This window comes from Providencia sp. PROV129, from assembly GCF_028482245.1.
Taxonomy (GTDB): Bacteria; Pseudomonadota; Gammaproteobacteria; order Enterobacterales; family Enterobacteriaceae; genus Providencia; species Providencia vermicola.
In genome coordinates this window covers 311,128-330,406 of record NZ_JAMPQD010000008.1, presented here as the reverse complement: position 1 = coordinate 330,406, position 19,279 = coordinate 311,128, and the positions used below count along the sequence as shown (strand labels likewise).

Genomic DNA, 19,279 nt, shown 5'->3' with positions numbered 1-19,279 from the left:
CCCCCCTTTCAGGCATAATAGAATCGTGTGGTATTATTCAAAGGAAACGAATTAGCTGTGGAAACAAAACACCTTAATCCATTAATTGAGCAATTTCTTGATACAATCTGGCTTGAACAGGATTTAGCGGAAAACACATTAGCATCGTATCGTAATGACCTTCAATCACTAGATAGATGGCTTGATGCGCATCATTTACATTTAGAGAGTGTTCAATCAATTGATTTGCAATCTTTTCTCGCTGAACGTATTGATGGTGGTTATAAGGCCGCTAGCTCTGCTCGTTTATTAAGCGCGATGCGTCGTCTATTTCAATACTTATATCGAGAAAAGTTGCGTAGCGATGATCCTTCAGCTGTCATTGCAGCACCTAAAATACCGCAGCGATTACCAAAAGACCTCAGTGAACAACAAGTCGATGATTTATTAAATGCGCCTGCAACAGAAGACTCCCTAGAATTGCGGGATAAAGCCATGCTAGAGGTTTTATATGCCTGCGGTTTACGTGTTTCTGAACTGATTGGTTTAACGTTTTCTGACATTAGTTTGCGCCAAGGCGTCATTCGTGTTGTCGGTAAAGGCGATAAAGAAAGATTGATTCCTTTGGGGGAAGAGGCAATATATTGGCTGGAAAAATATATTGATGAAGGTCGCCCTGATTTATTAAAGGGTAAAACTAGTGATATTTTGTTTCCGAGTAAACGTGGAACAAAAATGACCCGGCAGACATTTTGGCATCGAATAAAGTACTACGCGGTGCTGGCACAAATTGATGCAGAATCACTCTCGCCTCACGTCCTTAGACATGCCTTTGCAACACATTTATTGAACCATGGGGCAGATTTACGTGTCGTACAGATGTTATTAGGCCACAGCGATTTATCAACAACGCAAATTTATACCCATGTTGCGACTGAACGATTACGCGCGCTACATGAACAACATCATCCAAGAGGATGACAATTAAAGGATTATTAATGAAACGCAAATTGCTATTACTGGCGGTGGCTTGTTTTGCTGCGATTACCGCGAACGCATACAGTGCAACGGAAGAGATAGTCATTCGTGATACATTGGCAAAATACGATATGACAGTGGAGTCAATTAAACCTTCACCTATCGTTGGGTTGAATGTGGTCGAAACGACGACGGGTATCGTCTACATTACGGATGATGGTAAGTATTTACTTCAAGGGCCAATTTACGATATGAGTGGAAAAAACCCCGTGAATATTAGTAACCAGCCGCTAATGAAAAAGGTTGAAGCCCTTAAAAATGAAATGATTTATTTTAAAGCGCCACAAGAAAAATACGTGGTCACTGTCTTCACTGATATTAGTTGCGGATATTGCAAAAAGCTCCATGAAACTGTCGGCGAACTTAATAGTAAAGGTGTGACGGTGCGTTACCTTGCTTACCCTCGTCAAGGGGCCCAAAGTGATGTAGGTAAAAAGATGGCGTCTATTTGGTGTAATGGCTTACCACAAAATGCGTTAACACAAGCGTTTAAGGGGGAAGAAATCGCTATGATAGACAACTGTAAAATTGATCTAAGTAAGCATATGAATGTAGCTAATTTATTTAAAGTGACTGGCACCCCCGCGATTATTTTACCTAATGGTCAAATGTTACCTGGCTTCCTAAAACCTGATGCACTTATTCAATTACTCGACGAAAAATAGTTAATTATTGTGAATGTAGAAACTTTTTTACGACAACGGCACGTTGATGGTGAGTCTGCTCAACTTCCAGGGCTCCCTGAATTATTGCAGCGTATTTACTTGCATCGTGGTATTACGGATATGGCTCAGCTGGAGCGTAAAGCCACAAATTTGCTGGATTATCGTTCGCTATCAGGCATTGAGAATGCACTTGCCTTACTTTACCGAGCACTGACTGAGCACGAATCCATTACCATTGTAGGGGATTTTGATGCGGACGGTGCAACAAGTACAGCACTGGCTATTCGTGCATTAAAATCGATGGGTTATGCCAATTTAAATTATATCGTACCGAATCGTTTTGAAAATGGTTATGGTTTAACACCGCTGGTGGTTGAAGAAGCACACAAGCGGGGGGCAAATTTAATTATCACCGTGGATAATGGTATTTCATCTCATGAAGGTGTAGTCGTTGCAAAGCAATATGGGATTAATGTCATTATTACCGATCACCATTTGCCAGGAGAAACGCTGCCTGAAGCCGACGCTATTATTAATCCAAACCTCAATGAGTGTCACTTTGGCTCAAAATCATTAGCAGGCGTCGGGGTGACATTTTATTTAATGTCAGCACTGCGCGCACATTTACGTCAAAAAGAATGGTTTATCCAACAAGGGTTAAGCGAACCTAATTTAGCCGAATATCTTGATTTGGTGGCATTAGGCACTGTGGCGGACGTGGTACCTCTTGATACCAACAATCGGATACTGGTTCACCAAGGATTAAACCGTGTTAGAGCAGGGCGTTGCTGCGCAGGTATTAAGGCACTCGTTGAGGTGTCAAAGCGTGATTTACCAAGGCTAGTTGCCAATGATTTTGGTTTTGCCCTTGGCCCACGGTTGAATGCGGCGGGTCGGTTGGATGATATGTCTGTGAGTATTGAATTACTGCTGACTGATGATATGGCTTATGCGAGGGAGCTTGCTAACGAATTAGATGGGTTAAATCAAACTCGTCGTGAAATTGAACAGGGAATGCAGCACGAAGCGTCGGTGCTTTTTAACAAATTTGAGTACAGTGATAATCAACTACCCAATGGCCTTGCCATTTATCACCCTGAGTGGCATCAAGGGGTTGTTGGGATTTTAGCATCTCGAATTAAAGAGCAATATCATCGGCCTGTGATTGCATTTGCTCCCGCAGGGGATGGCGTACTCAAAGGTTCTGGGCGTTCAGTTCAAGGTGTGCATATGCGTGATGCCCTTGAACGTTTAAATACCTTGCAACCTGGATTAATGCAAAAGTTTGGTGGCCACGCGATGGCTGCGGGTTTGACTTTAGACGAAAGTAAATTTGAGGATTTTAAGCATCATTTTGAGCGTTTAATGGGGGAGCTCATTAAACCAGAACAATTAGCGGGTGTTGTTTGGAGCGATGGTGAGCTGTCTCGCAACGAGTTTTGCCTAGAAACCGCAGAATTAATTCGTGAAAGCGGGCCATGGGGGCAATCATTCCCCGAACCCGTGTTTGACGGACACTTTTTATTATTACAGCAACGGTTAGTGGGAGAGCGCCACCTTAAACTGATGGTAGAACCTGCCAATGGTGGTCCAATGCTGGATGCAATTATGTTTAACATTGATGTGCGCAGATGGCCAGATAACAGCATTAAGAAAGCTAAAATTGCGTTTAAACTCGATGTAAATGAATACCGAGGGCAACGAAGCGTACAATTAATGGTTGAGCATATTTGGCCTGATTAAACACAAATATTATCGATGAGTATGGGATGAAATAGCGTTTTAGGGTGCTATAAACCTGAGATAAATTCCGTTATACTAATCGGTTTGTAAATAAAAATTATTTTGACCAACCATAAGATATTGAAAATGACGTTTGAAATAAACCCAGTAAAAAGTAAGATTCAGGACCTGTCTGATCGGACATCGGTTCTGAGGGGGTATCTTTGACTATGATGCCAAGAAAGAACGCTTAGAAGAAGTCAACGCAGAGCTAGAGCAACCCGATGTCTGGAATGAGCCAGAAAGAGCGCAAGCTCTTGGTAAAGAACGCTCATCTCTTGAGGCGATAGTTGAAACAATCGATCAACTAACACAAGGTCTTGAGGATGTTGAAGGTTTATTGGAGTTGGCCGTTGAGGCTGACGATGAAGATACCTTCAATGAAGCGGGGGCGGAGCTTGAATTACTACAAGGCAAATTAGAGCAATTGGAATTTCGCCGCATGTTTTCGGGTGAATACGACAGCGCTGATTGCTATATCGACTTACAAGCGGGTTCTGGTGGTACTGAAGCTCAGGATTGGGCAAGTATGTTATTACGTATGTACTTGCGTTGGGCGGAGTCGAAGGGCTTTAAAACCGAGATTATTGAAGAATCTGATGGTGATGTCGCGGGTCTAAAATCAGCGACAGTGAAAATTATTGGCGACTACGCTTACGGCTGGTTAAGAACAGAGACTGGGGTTCACCGTTTAGTTCGTAAGAGTCCATTTGACTCGGGCGGGCGTCGTCATACTTCGTTTAGCTCAGCCTTTATTTACCCTGAAGTTGATGACGATATTGATATCGAAATTAACCCAGCGGACTTACGTATTGATGTGTACCGCGCTTCAGGTGCGGGTGGTCAGCACGTAAACAAAACGGAGTCAGCGGTACGTATTACTCATATTCCAACGAATATTGTGACGCAGTGCCAGAACGACCGTTCGCAGCATAAAAATAAAGACCAAGCAATGCGCCAGTTAAAAGCGAAGCTATATGAACTGGAAATGCAAAAGAAAAATGCGGACAAGCAAGCGATGGAAGAGAACAAATCAGATATTGGCTGGGGAAGCCAAATTCGTTCTTATGTCCTTGATGATGCAAGAATAAAAGATTTACGTACTGGTGTGGAAACGCGTAACACGCAAGCCGTACTGGATGGTGATTTGGATAAATTCATTGAAGCTAGTTTAAAAGCTGGCCTGTGAGGGAAAAATGTCTCAAGAGCAACAGGGTGCAGAACAGGCTCCCGATTTGAATAACGAACTTAAAACCCGTAAAGAAAAACTTGCGGCGTTGCGTGAAAAAGGAATTCCATTCCCAAATGATTTTCGTCGTGAAGATCTTTCAGACAAAATCCATGCTCAGTATGGTGAAAAGTCATCGGAAGAGCTGGAAGACTTGAATATTGAAGTCTCTATCGCGGGTCGTATGATGACGCGCCGTATCATGGGTAAAGCTTCATTTGCAACATTGCAAGATGTTGGTGGCCGTATTCAAATCTACGTATCACGTGATGACTTAGCGGAAGGCGTTTATAACGAACAGTTCAAAAAATGGGACTTGGGTGACATTTTAGGTGCGAAAGGGCGTTTATTTAAAACGAAAACGGGTGAACTCACTGTTCATTGTCATGAAGTACGTTTGTTAACCAAAGCCTTGCGTCCATTGCCAGATAAATTTCACGGTTTATCAGACCAAGAAACACGTTATCGTCAGCGTTATTTGGATTTGATTGCAAATGATGAATCACGTAACACCTTCATTGTGCGCTCTAAAATCTTAGCTGAAGTCCGTAACTTCATGGTTGGTCGTGATTTTATGGAAGTGGAAACCCCAATGATGCAAGTTATTCCAGGTGGCGCATCAGCACGTCCATTTATCACGCACCATAACGCGTTAGATATCGATATGTATTTGCGTATCGCACCAGAACTGTACTTAAAACGGTTAGTGGTCGGTGGTTTCGAACGCGTTTTTGAAATTAACCGTAACTTCCGTAATGAAGGTTTATCGCCTCGTCATAACCCTGAGTTCACTATGATGGAACTCTATATGGCGTATGCAGATTACCGTGATTTGATTGAATTAACGGAAGATTTATTCCGTACACTGACACAAAAAGTGTTAGGCAACACAGTCGTTCAGTATGGCGACCAACAGTTTGATTTTGGTCAGCCGTTCACTAAATTGACCATGAAGCAAGCTATCTGTAAATATCGTCCAGAAACCAATGTGGCTGATTTAGACGATATGGATAAGGCCGTTGAGATTGCAAAATCATTAGGTATTAAGATTGAGAAAAGTTGGGGCTTAGGTCGTGTCCAGTGTGAAATCTTTGAGGAAGTCGCTGAAAGCCACTTAATTCAACCAACATTTATCACTGAATACCCTGCTGAAGTTTCACCTTTAGCACGTCGTAATGATGACAATCCATTTATTACTGACCGTTTTGAGTTCTTTATTGGTGGTCGTGAAATTGGTAATGGTTTCTCGGAATTAAATGATGCAGAAGACCAAGCAGAACGTTTTGCTGAGCAAGTTCGTCAAAAAGACGAAGGTGATGATGAAGCAATGTTCTATGACGAAGACTATGTTACTGCTTTAGAACATGGTTTACCGCCAACTGCAGGTCTTGGTATTGGTATCGACCGTATGGTGATGTTATTCACTAACAGTCATACCATTCGTGATGTTATTTTATTCCCAGCATTACGTCCGACAAAATAGCCGATGTTGTTTTTGTGCCCAGATAATACTGGGCACATCATTTTACTCTTAATATGTTCAAACTTTCCTTGTTTTTTATTCTACGTATCTTGCGACTCCTCAAGCCTATCAATCTAATATCAACATAATATGTGCCAGTCTTTTTTTTGTTCGTATTCGCTAATTAGCAGAAAGTAGTCTATATAATAATGTTAAAAATAAATTTGAGTTACGAATAGTATCAATTTAGTATAAGTAATTATTCCAAAGAGTTGGTATAATTACACAAGTGCTACGTATGGTATATGTTGGTTTTTTGAAATATAACCTATTGAGAATGCATGAAATTTATTGTTCGCTGTCTTTTTTATAAATGAATTCCAAGTAAGTTACTTGTTTTTGAGTTTTTAAGTAAAGTGGTTGCACTGAAATGTTTTTAAAGCAGTACAGATACTGTGAGAGTGCTTAAAACACTCTTCTTGTGTAACAAAAAACTATTTTATTTGTTAGTAAGTGTTACAACAGGAAGATAAAAAAGAACGCGGGTTTTGTGTTATTGAGCTGTTATGTTTATGGTTACATAAACTAGTAAAATAATGTTTGGATAACATAATATAATTAAATAGCACCTTAAATGTGTTAATTTATGACTGTCTTGGTGTATTAATAAGAATAAGCTCATAAAAGTTACGAAAGGGTAGCGATTAAATAAGTTTAAAACTAAAATTATTTTAATCTAAATTTATGAGATGACTCTATTTCTACATTCGGACTTATAGAAAATAGCTAACTTTTAGCTTACACTAGGTTTCTTGGACATCATTATAATAGCGAAGAAAAGTACTGGTAAGGTAACCATATGTTTTTAAAAAATAAATTTCATGTTGCATCTTTGCTTATAGCAGGTACGGCTCTTCTTTCTGGCTGTACATTTGGCTCAGACACATACAATACAGCAACACCGAATACCCCAAGTAAACAAACCGTAACAGCAAATACCGCCCCTGCTGCTGAGCAACCATCAGCAAGTGCGACCCAAGCTGATGATTCTTATCCAGAATCACAAAAAGTTTTAAATAGCGCTATTAATCGTACACCAATAGCGTCAACAACTTATGGACAAAGTGGCGCTGATCAACAAACATTTGCTCACCTAAATACGTGTGTTAAGGAATTAAACGCACTAAAAACACTTTCGCCAAAGGATTACAACCGTTTAGTAGGTTCATTCAAAGAGGTTAGTGAAATCAATCGTCTCTACAGAGAAGTTGAAGGCACTGCTAGCCCTGACACAATTGAATTACTGCAAATGGCGATTGAATCTAAAACGAAAGTACTCTGTGCAAAAGTTCGCTATAACTCAGTATTGTCTACCGAATCAACATTGAAGAAAATTAGTGGATTATGAGAATAAACCTTAGGCTTTGTGTGTCGCTGGCACTTGTTACGACATTTTTTAGTCATGCTCCAAAAGCAGACAAATTTAATAGCGTTATTGATGATTTTGACACTTACCTCCAATTGGAAAGCGAAGGCAAAGTAAAAGAGCAAAAACAACAACAACAGCCAGTTAATACACAAGCTCAAGGTTACGATATTTTCTCTTCACTCTCGACAGTGCCTGCGCCAAAGGAAAAACAAAAGTCTGCGGCAGCGAATAAAGGAACCAAAGGGAAAACTACGGGTAAAAGAAAGTCTGGCGTAGCATCGGCAAGCCAAGTTGATTCGGCTAAAGTGACGCCAACAGAACCAGAAAAAACGATTTTTTCTGATGTCTGTGCGGTGACAACAGATAACGCGTCTGCGCCAATTTTACTCTCATCCTATCCATACTTTTTTCAAAGTAACCAATGGAGCCCTGAATATTTAGCAAGGGACTTTGCTAAATATCAGTTAGTTCTCGATCCTCTTGGGTTGTATTCTTCTAAATTTGCCAGACCCTCAGGAATAGATACCTCAGCCTATCTTGAACAACTTGCAAAATTAATTGAACGCCAGCAGCTAACCAATTTGTATAAATTTGGTATTGCACAAGGTGTAGGACAACTTATTTCGTATAACAATTTGTTAAATGATGAACAACTTGTCGCTGAGCTAATTAACCACAATAAGAGTATCGCGCAATTAACACAGACAATTGCAGAAAAAGAATTTGAAATTAATCAGCTTAATGACGATGTTAAACAAAATAAAAATCAAATTGCGCAATTACAAGCACTATTAAATTCATCTTCAGATGATCAATCGTTAATTGATACGCTAAATCGTAAACTGGCAGAAGCGGAAAAAACGATTGAACAGAAACAGAATAATTTAACGCAGCTTAGCCAAGAGAATCAGCAAACCCAAGAAACGATTGCTCAACTTGAAAAACAATTAAATGAAAGTGCAATTGAACAATCTAAAATCAAACAACAACTTGCTGAGAAAGAGGAGCTGTATGCCTCTGCAAATTTAAAAATTGAGCAGTTAACGGCAGATATTGCAAAATTAGAGCTGGATGCTAAAAACCAATTACAGCTTGCAGGAAATTCAGATGAGCAAGTGAAATTAGTGACCAATGAACTTTTGCAGCAAAAAGAATTACTCAAACAAAAAGAAATTGAACTAAATACTGCAAAAAATGAAAAAGATGTTGCCCAGTCGGCTTTGAGTGCTCAGCAAGCAGACGCCAAACAATTAGAGCAGCAAAATCAACAATTGTTAGCTCAGTTAGCAGAGAAAGAACAGCTAGCGGAAAAAATCCAGGCGTCTTTAACTGAAAAAACAGCACAAGCAGAGCAAAAAGTTGTATTAGAGAAAGCGTTAAAAGAGTCACAAACAGCACAAAATGCGCTGATGGCCCAGTTAGCTTCAAGTGAAAAACAGCAGGCTGAGCTGCAAGCGAAACTAAGCCAAAATGAACAAAATTATGCCACTGCCCAGGCTCAGTTGAAGCAAGCCGATGCGGATTTACAGCAGTTACGTAAAGATGTTGAAAAGCAAACGGCATTACTAAATCAAGCCAGTGATGCACAAGTGAAAGCAATAACGGCTGATTTAAATAAACAGATAGCGTTGCTGAAACAAAAAGAAGATGGGTTGAAAAAAGCGCAAGCAGATAGCGAATCAACCCGCGATGCGCTGGCCAAACAGCAAGCTGCAGCCAAAGAGCTTGAGCAGAAAAATCAGCAATTAGCCGCGCAACTAACAGAAAAATCACAACAGGCCGATAAAATTCAAGCTGCATTAGCTGAACAAACGGCGAAGGCTGCGGATAAAGCCGCGTTAGAAACAGAATTAGCGGCAGCGAAGAAACAGTTAGCTGAACATGAATCACAGCAAAATACGCTGGCGAAACAGCTGGCAAGCAGTGAAAAACAGCAGGCTGAGCTACAAGCGAAACTAAGCCAAAATGAACAAAATTTTACAACGGCTAAAGGGCAGTTGGACAAAGCTAATGCAGACCTGCTAAAACTGCAAAAAGACGTTGAAAAACAAACTGCATTAATGGAGCAAGCGAACGATAAACAAATCAAAGCATTAACGCTTGATCTTAATAAGCAAGTTGCGCGACTTCAAGAGAAAGAAGCCGATTTGAAAAAAGCCCAAGTAGAAAGCCAATCAACCCGTGATGCGCTCGCCAAACAGCAAGCTGCAGCCAAAGAGCTTGAGCAAAAAAACCAACAATTAGCCGCACAATTGAGTGAAAAAGCTCAGCAAGCAGATAAAATTCAAGCATTATTGTCTGCTCAAACAGTTAAAGCGGAAGGCAAAGTTAGCTTGGCAAGTGAGTTAGCATTGGCGCAAAAACAATTGGTTGAACACCAAAATGCACAGAATGCGTTAGCTAAACAAGTGGCTGATAGTGAAAAACAGCAGGCTGAGTTGCAAGCCAAATTAAGCCAAAATGAACAAAATTATGTTGCTGCGCAAGAGCAATTAAACAAAGCTAACTTAGAGCTTAAAACGTTAAAAGCGAATATAGAAACCAAAACTGCATTAATGAACCAAGCTACGGATCAGCAAATTAAAGCATTAACTGTCGATTTAAATAAACAAATTGCATTGTTAAAGCAAAAAGAAGATGGCTTGAAGAAAGCAGAGACAGATAGCCGTTTAGCGAAAGAGGCATTGACGAAACAGCAAGTAACATCGAAAGAATTAGAGCAAAAAAATCAGCAACTTTCTGCTCAATTGAAAGAAAAAACACTGCAAGCAGATAAAATCCAAGCGTCACTCGTTGAGCAATCGGCTAAAGTTGCTCAAAAAATTACGCTAGAATCTGAGCTTGCACTGGCTAAACAGCAATTAAAAGAGCATCAAGTAGCTGAAAATACGCTTTCTAAACAATATACAGAAAGCCAGAAACAGCTGCAGAAACTCCAGGCCACACTAACTCAAAATGAGCAAAATTATGTGTCGGCTCAGAAGCAGTTGACTCAAGCTAATGATAACTTGCAAAAACTGCAAAAAGACGTTGAAAAACAAACGGCATTAATTGGTCAAGCAAGTGACCAGCAAGTAAAAGAATTAACGGCAGATTTGAATAAGCAGTTAGCGTTGTTGAAGCAAAAAGAAGATGCTTTGGGTAAACTTGATTCAGAGAAAAAAGCGATTCAAGATGCACTTATGGCACAAGAAAGTGAAAGAAAAAAACTCGAATTACAAAATTCACAATTTGCAAAACAAACAAAAGAACAAGAATCGCAAATTAGCAAGCTTGAAAATGAAATAGCGGCTAAGGCTAAAAAACAAGCAGAGGTTGAGTCACAACTGGCTGATGCAAATAAACAAATTAGTGCTTTGAAATTAGATACTCAAAAATTGGATTCTGCAACTAAAGCACAAAAAGAATTAGCTTCTGCGCAAGAGCAATTGAAAAAACTACAGGCTGAGTTAGAGAAGCAAAAATCATTCTCAAGTGATGAGGTACTTAAATCACAAATTATGGATTTAAATCGTCGTATAACTTTGTTGCAAGACGAAAATAATGCATTAAAAGCGAAAGGTAACACTGGCTCGAACGCAGGTCTAGCAGGACGCGTGCCACCAAGTAAAGATATCAAGGTCGTTGCCGCAGAAAATGCTAAGAAAAATCAGAAAATAATTCAAGATATTACGGCACAAAAATACAGTAAGCTGGATAATAATACATACTATAAAATTATTCAGCGTGGTACGCCGATTAACGATGTTAAAAAGAAAGACATCACATTTATTATGAGAGAGCAGTTAACGGATGGAACGGTTACTGTCATGTATACGGATAAAAACCCTGTGACGCTGCCTTATAATGAATTACCGACACCATTAAATTCGTTTGTTGAACGTGCAGGGGAAGGCGGGATGGTGAAAGTTTATATTAAGCCAGAAGGTGGTTATGGGGTAGAGGGAGTTCCAGGTGAAATACCACCAAACTCTATGTCTATCATTGACTTGAAGATCATGAAAGTCAAATAACCAAAGAATTCGTTTAGGTTTTTGAAAGGGTGATTTGTCATTCAGGCAAATTGCCTTTTTTTATGGCGAGTAATTGGAGATGAAAAATAGTTAAAAGTGAAATAAAGGAAGGGACTTTGGGTTGCCTTTCTGCCAGATTATAGTTAAATCATAAATTACTATAACTGACAGGGCATGTGTTCAAAATAAAAGCATAACCATTTGTTAATTAATGATTTTATTTGTTCGGTGTCCTCGATTTGTCCACGTTCGACCATTATTGACTTTAGTCCCTCTCTATGAGGGACTTTACTTACTAATTAAATCAGTCTTTAATTTATCTCAAATTCAACAAGAGGATAGATATAGATAATGCCTAGAACATTTTTTGATAATGTAAAAAACACTTTGAGCAGTAACTTTATGGCTCAAACAAAAAAACTTTTAATTTGCTCTGTGTTTTCTGCATTTGCACTAGTAGCGGGTATCAGTTCAGCGTTTGCTGCAACGTATCTAAAATCAAGCGATGATTGCACAAAGCAAAATGAAGTTTATGCAACAATGAATGATGCAATGGAATATTTCAGTGATTATTATCCTGAAAATAACTCACTCGAAATTATCAGTGAGTCACCGTTAAAGGTTAGATTATCTCCGCAAGCAGTTAGCGGCGACTTCACTGATGTAAAAGAATTATTAGCTAAACGTGCTGTTGTTTATGGTGTTTATCGCAGCTTGATTAACACGCCAAATGATTCCGTCACCGTAACTTCTTATCTAATTTCAGATAAAAAGAAATTAAGCGGCAGCCCTGAATATACCGTGACGATTACAAAACCTCAGTTATTAGAAATCACTAAAAAATATATCCCCATTAATGAGCTGAGCGATATTACTGATGAGAGCTGCTCTTTTTCTAATCAGTTTAACGAGCTGCGATATGACGACAGCGGCAAGAAAGGCTTTGACAAGTTTTTTGATGAATTATTGAAAGCAAATAAATAAGTAAACGCCCTCAAATGAGGGCATTTTTTATAATGCTAATGTGGTTTGGTGATATTTCGTTGGGTGGGGATCAACGTAGTTTTCGATTGTTGGACGGCAGACAATTTTATTCACCGATTCATGACTTGTGAATGTGCAGCCACAGTTAATATTTTGGCATTGGTTGTAACGTTCTTTCGTTTCAGAAGAGACTTGATAGGAGCTACGAGTATGTGCAGCAAAACCACAAAGAGGGCAATTCATCATGATGTTGTACCTTTTGTCATGATGTTGATATTAAAGAGAGTATAACATGGGTTTTTATACAGTGTTAGTTTTCTGCATCCTCAATATCCAAATCTGAAATCTTAACCTCCAACTCTAAAGCTGAAGTAAAGCCACTATCATTCAATGAATGGACGATTCGCGTTAATGTCCAATCTGCATTATCAATTTCAGGTTTAAACCCACTGACTGTGATCGGCATTTCTGGGTATAGTTCCGCACGGCCTACCGCCAGTTGAATTGAGAATGAGGCCACACCACGTTGGATTTTTTCCCACTGGGCTTTTGCTGCGCGAGCGGCATTCTCTTTAGTGGCATAAGTGTGGGATAGTGTTAAGACGTTCCCTTGCTCCCCCGCTAAATATTCCCCTTGTTTTTCTTTGGGTTCTGTTGGCTTCGCAGGCTTTTTACTTTTTCGTTTTCGCTTTACAATGACTTCTTTTTTCTTTTGGGGTTCTCGGGTGTTTAGCCAATTAGCCACAACGCCAGTGTATGCACCACGGTCTGCCAGTGAAAAGCGGTGTCCGTCGCCCACTGAACGGGTAATGTGCATGGCCTGAATAGGCTGACCACTGGCAGTTAAGCCTTGGCCTTGCTTCATAAACAGTAAATTTCCATTTTTAACCGCAACGATTGCCCCCTCTGATTTCGCTACTCGCGTTAGAAATGAGCCGTCCGATTCGTTGGTTTGGTCAATATGGGCAAGCTTGATTTTATCTAATTTTTCATCAATGACAGGTTTCAGCTTATTGCGCTCAGCCAACGTTCGCACGATATCGCCAAGCGTTTTCTGGTGATAGGACTGCTCTCGCTTGACGTTTAAGGTGTCTCGAAAATCCGCACTGCGCCCACGAATGGTGAGTTTATCAGGCACGCCGCTATGCTCAACCTCATCAACGGTAAATGTTCCTTTGTAAATCAACGGTGAGTTTTTCCAGCCAAGGTGTAATGACAGGGTTTCACCTCGCTTGGGTAAGGCGAGTTGTCCGTCGCTATCATCCAGCTCAATATCTAACTGGTCAGCTTCAAAGCCGCGATTGTCTGTCATGGTTAATGACATTAAACGCCCTTGAATTTGGGCGTTAATATTTTCACCGCCTGCTGCAAGGGCGAAAGCGGGGGTTAGCTCATCTTTGGTTAAAAAACTCATAGTGGCAGCGCCCCACGAATATCATTTAATTGTTGATTTAAATCCCCAAGCATTTCAGACAGTGATTCATCCGTACGCTTAAGCTTTAAGGTGAAATCAATTTTTCTGGGAGCTCCATCAACAAAAAACTCACTTTTTGACTGCGTGATTTCTTCAATCACATACATACCGTAAATATTTCCCGTTCCATCAATTAGCGACCATGCACGGCCTGTTTCTGCCATTTGCTCTAATACGAGCAATGATAATCTGCCGCCCGTCAGTGACGGCAATAAGGTGCCACTGAGGGTGATATCGTCGTTATCAAGGCCAATAAATTGAACCGCAGGGCGCTTCCCGAAACGGTTATTCGCCCCATAGCGGTATTTTTGGTTAATCTGCATCATTTGGTAGGGGGTTGTATTGAGCTGAAAAACGAACAAGCCTAGCGCTGCCATTGCCATAATTAATCGTCCTCACTGTCTTGGTAGCGGCTTAATTGCCTTGCTTGCTCTCGCCGTTGGTTTTGTGCCAATTGTTTGGCAACTTCACGCGCAATATCGTTTGCTGACTGGTTAGGTAATGGGTAAACATTGATAGTCACTGGTGCCGCATTTGCCCTGTGACTATTTTGATTTACGGTGACTGAAGCGGACTGATATTCGCTGGCAGGCAATGCGTAAGGGTGGATAGGTTTAGCAATGGCAGTCATTGAGCCGAAAGTCAGCGCGGCGGCTGCAAGGGCGGCAGTGCTTTTTCGACTGGTAATATGCGCAGGCCCATTGACAATTTCAGGGCCATATTCCCCCGCAATGCCAAATTGACCACGGGGAATAAACCCGCCACTGTCGAACATGCCCGCATTCTTCATGCCTGCTTGAATGACGGTGACTTGTGACATGGCACGAACCGCCTTGGTTTCATCTGAAAGCATCCAATCGGGCAAAATATTCGTGGCCATTTGCTTAAGTTCGGCAAATTGGGCTTTCAGTGCATCCCATTTTTCAAGTATGCCATTTTTCAAACTATCGATAATTTCGCCGCCGATTTGCTTGAAGCGTTCGGGCAGGCCTTGTACGTCAGCAACAATCTGATCCCATTTATCCGAAATGGTTTTCTTAACCAGCGCGCACATACGGACTGTAATGGACACAATGCTATCCCAATGCTTATAAATCCACCCTGCTGGCGTCCAATTTAAAATGAGTGATTTTATCGCCTCAAATGCATCCTTAAAAATAGTCGTGACTAAATTCCACAGCCCTTTCGCGTAAGGAACAATATCATCCCAATATTTATAAATGAGGTAGGCCGCACCAGCGATAGCCGTGATAATTAAGATAATCGGGTTAGCTAATAAGGCCTTACCCAGCATCATAAATGCCGCCCCAACGAGCTTAATCGGCTTAATCAGCAAGGCAAGAAATCCGCTGCCCTTGATACCCAAAACAGACAGGCTTAATTTCGCCATGGCAAGTGGCCCTATTAATGCCGCAATCATGAGTGAGATACTTCCGCCAACGGCTAACACGGCACCCAAACCTAAAGTGATTAAGGTAATTTGTTTAACCAGCTCAGGGTTTTTCTTCGCCCATTGACCGAATTTTGAAATCAAATCTGTCACGCGTTTGGTGATATCCCGCAACGGGCTATCTGCACCACCGAAAACCTGTATCCCCACATCTTCATAGGCAGAGGTTAGGTTTTTTAAATCGCCGTCAAGGTTATCTGTCATGGTTTTGGCGACTTTTGCCGCTTCCCCTTTAGCGGCTTTAACTTCTGCGATTAAAGTTTGTAATTGCCCGCTTCCCGCTTGGTCAACAAGTACCGTTAGGGCTGCAAATGCCTCTTCTCCCGCAATGTGCTTGAATAATCCTGCACGTTCTGCATTACCCATTTTTTTTGTTTTTTTATCTAGTTCAACAAGTATATCGGTAAATTGGCGCAAGTTACCCTTTGAATCACGGGTTTTAATTTTCAGTTTATCAAGGGCTTCACCTGCCATTTTTGGTGGCTCAGCCAAACGACCTAATATGGATTTTAATCCTGTACCCGCCATGCTAGCCTGAATACCTGCATCACCCAGCTTTCCCGCGGCTGCGGCTGCTGTTTCTATATCAACGCCCAGACCTGACGCCACGGGCGCCACGTACTTCATGGTATCACCGAGCATCGTGAGGTTGACGTTTGAGCGGGTAAAGGTGGCAACAAGGGCGTCACTCACACGGTTCATTTCGTTAGAGTTCAACTTAAAGCCCGTCAAAATATTTGAGCCGATATCTGCCGTGGTGGCTAAGTCGATATCACCCGCCAGTGACATGGATAATGTCCCCGACATGGCATTTTTAATTTGCTCAGGTTTAAAGCCAGCCATGGCATAGAATGCTTGGCCTTGAGCAACTTCATTAGACGTAAACGCCGTGGTTGCCCCTAATTCGCGGGCTTGCTCTCTCAGCATTTTATAGTCAGCTGAATCTCTATTAAGGCGAGTTAAGGCCTGCACTTTTGACATGCCGATTTCAAAGTCATAGCCTGGTACTAATACTTTTTTAGCGGCATAGCCTAAGCCCACGCCTGATGCGAGCATTCCTGCGCCGCCACCCGCTATTTTATTGCGCATGCCCATGGTATTTTGATAGCTGTTTTTTGCTGCAGACATGCGTTTTTCTTGGCTTGCAACCCGTTTTAGTTGCTGCTCTTGCTGCTGCAATCGCCGACTGGTGCTGGCAATGTCGCTATTTAATTTTACTTGGGCTTGGCTTAATTGCCGTGTAGAAATCCCGCTACCTTTTAACGCTTCCCGTTGGCGTTGCAATGAGGTACTCAATACGCCCGTTTCGGCTTTCAGTTTAGCAGCGGCAGCTTTTGCGCGGTCAAACTCCCGTGATTGGGCTTTTGTTGGGTTTTGAATGGTGGATAATTCACGCGCAAGCCGACTGACTTTTGCTGTTGCTTGTTGGTAGGCGTTATTAGCAGCATCAAGGGATTGTTTGGTTTTCTTAAACCCGTCAATTTGCTTGGCTTGGTTATTCAGCTCTTTAAGTTGCTGGCGAGATTGGCGGAGGGTTTCCGCCAGTTTTTTATTCGAGGCTTGGGCGCTCTTAAATGGTTTTGTGAATTTATCAACGGCGCTTAAAATCACCTGTAAACGCAAATCTTTACTCATCTTCTGCACCGCTACGTTTAAGGGCGTGATAACGCCATTCTAATAATTCGGTTAGGGAAAATTCATCTGTGACAGTCGGTGACCAGTGAAAAATAGTGGCAATATCTGCCACTAAATCATTCACGGTTAGTCGTTCTGGAAATCCATAGTCACCGACTTCGGCAACAAAAAAAGCACTAACTCTTTGGTTAAATTGACCATGTCAGCGGGAGCCATCATAAGCAGTTCGGCTTTGGTCAGCGCTGGCGCGGTGACGCGTGGTAGCACTAAGATTGCAGAGTCCACATCCATTTCCATCAGCGCCGCTAAGCGAACGCCGCGTAACGCACCAGAATTGGGCTTGCGTACCACAACCTCTGTTACCGCGGTTGTTCCTCGCGTGATAGGTTCATCTAGTGTGATAGTGATTTGATTTTTCTCTACTTGTTCAGTCATTTACTTTTCCTATAACCCTAATGCGGCACGTTGTTCTGCTAGACGGTCAACACCGTCAACGTTTTCAACCATATTGATCAAATCAATCTCAATGAGCGTTTCGCCATCCCAAATAAGTTTGTAATAGGTGGCATTAAAGGGGGTTTTTACTTGGGTATTTTCGCCCGCTTTGCCATTGCCTGAATCAATTTCACTGAATCGACCACGCAGCACCACCTCAACGGCAGTCACTTCTGCGGTATCTTCACGTTGATATGCGCCATTAAAACGCAACATCACACCATCGATTTGCGTAATGCCCCATTGCTTATAGAGCTGCGCTTCTAGCCCACCAAAAGTAATTTCCGATGAAAGCGCATCCGCCTCTAACCCCATATCCACTTTAACGGCACCATTCATGCCGCCGCCGCGATACTCTTCAAATTTACGGGTGATTTTTGGGAGGGTCATTTCTTCGACGCGGCCTAAGTAACTTTGCCCGTCGTTGAATAAATTCATGTTTTTAAGCTTGCGTGGTAAGGCCATGGTTACCCCTTAATTTTTGAGCCAAAATCTAATAAATAGCGGTCTGTAATACGCTGGCGTAATAGCAGGTTTTCCAGTGGTGGCACTGCCGTATAGTCATAATCAATGTATAACTTGCCGCTCTTCAGCTCTTCTTTGGTGTTCACGTCTGGGTCGAACCAACATTCACCGCCTAACAAATAGCCTTGCGTTGTCATGCTGCGCAGTTTTGCATTGATACTTTCAATAATATCGCGAGCCAGTGAGGGATTGAGCGTACCGTCAATTGACCAGTCTAACCCCTCGGCGATAGTGTCAGATAACACCTGCGCGGTGCGGGTGTAGGACTCAAAGGCAAACAACGGATCATCTGAGCAAGTACGGGAGCCCCAAAACTTAAAGCCGTTATTGCGAATTAGCGTGGTAATGTCGTTTTCGTTGAGTAGACCAGCATCGGTGGCAGGGTCTTGTAAATCCCATGACACATCGGCAGAAATGCCCGTGACGCCATTAACGCCAACGTTTGATATGGTTTTATGCCAGCCAATATCATTATCAATTTTGGCACGTAAGCCCAAGGCACACGCGGTGGCGTAGATATTACTTTCTGCGTTAGTGACCGTGTCCCAACTTTGGAGCTCAGGCCAAATTAACATTAATTCACGTTGACTGAAGTTTTTGCGGTAATCAATCGCATCCGAAATGGTTTTGCTACCATAAGCGCTGACATAGGCCATGGCTCGCATTTTTTGTGCGATACCCGCAAGCGTTGAGGAAACGGCCTGTGTATCGTGAGCGGGCACGGCTAAAATGCGAGGTTTAACACCTAAGCGGCTTTGCGCAACAGTCAATGCCTGCAAGCCTGTTTTGCGTCCATCAGGCGTGGTGCCACCAATGATATTAGACGTGGTTTCTGCTTCGCTTTCGCCTTGCTCAACACGAATAACGACGGTGACAGGTTTTGATTGGTTACCAATGGCATCCAATGAACGCGCTAGCGTGCCTGTTTCACCTGCTTTGCCCGCGGCATTTTTAACATCAGTAATTAAAACGGGGGTATTGAGTGGAAAGGCTTTTTCGTCTGCATCATCGGCAGTACACACCATTCCCACGATTGCGGTGCTGATGGTGCGAATAGGTCGCGTGCCTTCATTGAGTTCAATCACTCGCACGCCGTGGTGATAATCTTGAGCCATTACTT

General features: G+C 41.9%; 16 protein-coding genes. 8 read left to right on the top strand and 8 right to left on the bottom strand.

From position 1 onward, the window contains the following. Positions 1-57 precede the first annotated feature (57 nt). The 8 genes from xerD to PSF27_RS06540 all read left to right on the top strand — a co-directional run bounded on the left by xerD (position 58) and on the right by PSF27_RS06540 (position 12,580). Positions 58-960 (top strand): site-specific tyrosine recombinase XerD, encoded by a 903-nt coding sequence (xerD, locus tag PSF27_RS06575; protein WP_206082644.1) that lies wholly within the window; start codon positions 58-60, stop codon positions 958-960. A 17-nt stretch (positions 961-977) separates the two neighbouring features. Then, positions 978-1,682, top strand: coding sequence for a bifunctional protein-disulfide isomerase/oxidoreductase DsbC (gene dsbC / locus PSF27_RS06570; protein ID WP_206082643.1), 705 nt, complete (start codon positions 978-980; stop codon positions 1,680-1,682). Between the two features lie 9 nt (positions 1,683-1,691). Beyond that, a complete protein-coding gene (recJ, locus tag PSF27_RS06565; RefSeq protein WP_272539131.1) occupies positions 1,692-3,425 on the top strand; it encodes a single-stranded-DNA-specific exonuclease RecJ in 1,734 nt (577 codons plus the stop codon). A 126-nt stretch (positions 3,426-3,551) separates the two neighbouring features. Beyond that, positions 3,552-4,653 (top strand): peptide chain release factor 2 gene (gene prfB / locus PSF27_RS06560; protein ID WP_206082641.1). Its coding sequence is split into 2 segments (ribosomal slippage): positions 3,552-3,629 and positions 3,631-4,653, totalling 1,101 coding nucleotides; the frame shifts between segments, so codons are not numbered across the junction. Between the two features lie 7 nt (positions 4,654-4,660). Further along, positions 4,661-6,175 (top strand): lysine--tRNA ligase, encoded by a 1,515-nt coding sequence (lysS, locus tag PSF27_RS06555; RefSeq protein ID WP_206082640.1) that lies wholly within the window; start codon positions 4,661-4,663, stop codon positions 6,173-6,175. A gap of 838 nt (positions 6,176-7,013) precedes the next feature. Further along, positions 7,014-7,562: a hypothetical protein gene (locus PSF27_RS06550; RefSeq protein ID WP_272539132.1), complete on the top strand. Its 549-nt coding sequence runs from the start codon at positions 7,014-7,016 to the stop codon at positions 7,560-7,562. 20 nt (positions 7,563-7,582) lie between these two features. Continuing rightward, positions 7,583-11,596 carry a hypothetical protein gene (locus PSF27_RS06545; RefSeq protein WP_272681138.1) on the top strand — a complete coding sequence of 1,338 codons (4,014 nt, stop codon included), beginning with the start codon at positions 7,583-7,585 and terminating at the stop codon, positions 11,594-11,596. Positions 11,597-11,947: 351 nt separating this feature from the next. Beyond that, positions 11,948-12,580, top strand: coding sequence for a hypothetical protein (locus PSF27_RS06540; protein ID WP_272681137.1), 633 nt, complete (start codon positions 11,948-11,950; stop codon positions 12,578-12,580). Positions 12,581-12,607: 27 nt separating this feature from the next. On the opposite strand, the gene PSF27_RS06535 is transcribed toward PSF27_RS06540, so the two are convergent. The 8 genes from PSF27_RS06535 to PSF27_RS06500 form a co-directional block, all read right to left on the bottom strand. Beyond that, positions 12,608-12,826 (bottom strand): ogr/Delta-like zinc finger family protein, encoded by a 219-nt coding sequence (locus PSF27_RS06535; RefSeq protein WP_272681136.1) that lies wholly within the window; start codon positions 12,824-12,826, stop codon positions 12,608-12,610. A gap of 64 nt (positions 12,827-12,890) precedes the next feature. Next, positions 12,891-13,994, bottom strand: a complete 1,104-nt coding sequence (locus PSF27_RS06530) for a phage late control D family protein (protein WP_272681135.1) — start codon at positions 13,992-13,994, stop codon at positions 12,891-12,893. After that, complete coding sequence (locus PSF27_RS06525) at positions 13,991-14,437, bottom strand: phage tail protein (protein WP_272681134.1); 447 nt, start codon at positions 14,435-14,437, stop codon at positions 13,991-13,993. The genes PSF27_RS06530 and PSF27_RS06525 overlap by 4 nt, the downstream gene beginning before the upstream one ends. Positions 14,438-14,439: 2 nt before the next feature. After that, positions 14,440-17,139 carry a phage tail tape measure protein gene (locus PSF27_RS06520; protein ID WP_272681133.1) on the bottom strand — a complete coding sequence of 900 codons (2,700 nt, stop codon included), beginning with the start codon at positions 17,137-17,139 and terminating at the stop codon, positions 14,440-14,442. Further along, positions 17,132-17,251 carry a GpE family phage tail protein gene (locus PSF27_RS06515; protein WP_217008467.1) on the bottom strand — a complete coding sequence of 40 codons (120 nt, stop codon included), beginning with the start codon at positions 17,249-17,251 and terminating at the stop codon, positions 17,132-17,134. Before PSF27_RS06515 ends, PSF27_RS06520 begins: the two co-directional genes overlap by 8 nt. Positions 17,252-17,265: 14 nt before the next feature. Beyond that, the gene (locus tag PSF27_RS06510) at positions 17,266-17,574 is read right to left on the bottom strand and encodes a phage tail assembly protein (RefSeq protein ID WP_272681132.1); all 309 of its coding nucleotides are present in this window, start codon (positions 17,572-17,574) and stop codon (positions 17,266-17,268) included. Positions 17,575-17,583: 9 nt separating this feature from the next. Then, entirely contained in the window at positions 17,584-18,099 is a 516-nt protein-coding gene (locus PSF27_RS06505; RefSeq protein ID WP_272681131.1) for a phage major tail tube protein, read from the bottom strand. 2 nt (positions 18,100-18,101) lie between these two features. Continuing rightward, positions 18,102-19,274 carry a phage tail sheath protein gene (locus PSF27_RS06500; RefSeq protein WP_272681130.1) on the bottom strand — a complete coding sequence of 391 codons (1,173 nt, stop codon included), beginning with the start codon at positions 19,272-19,274 and terminating at the stop codon, positions 18,102-18,104. Positions 19,275-19,279 lie beyond the last annotated feature (5 nt).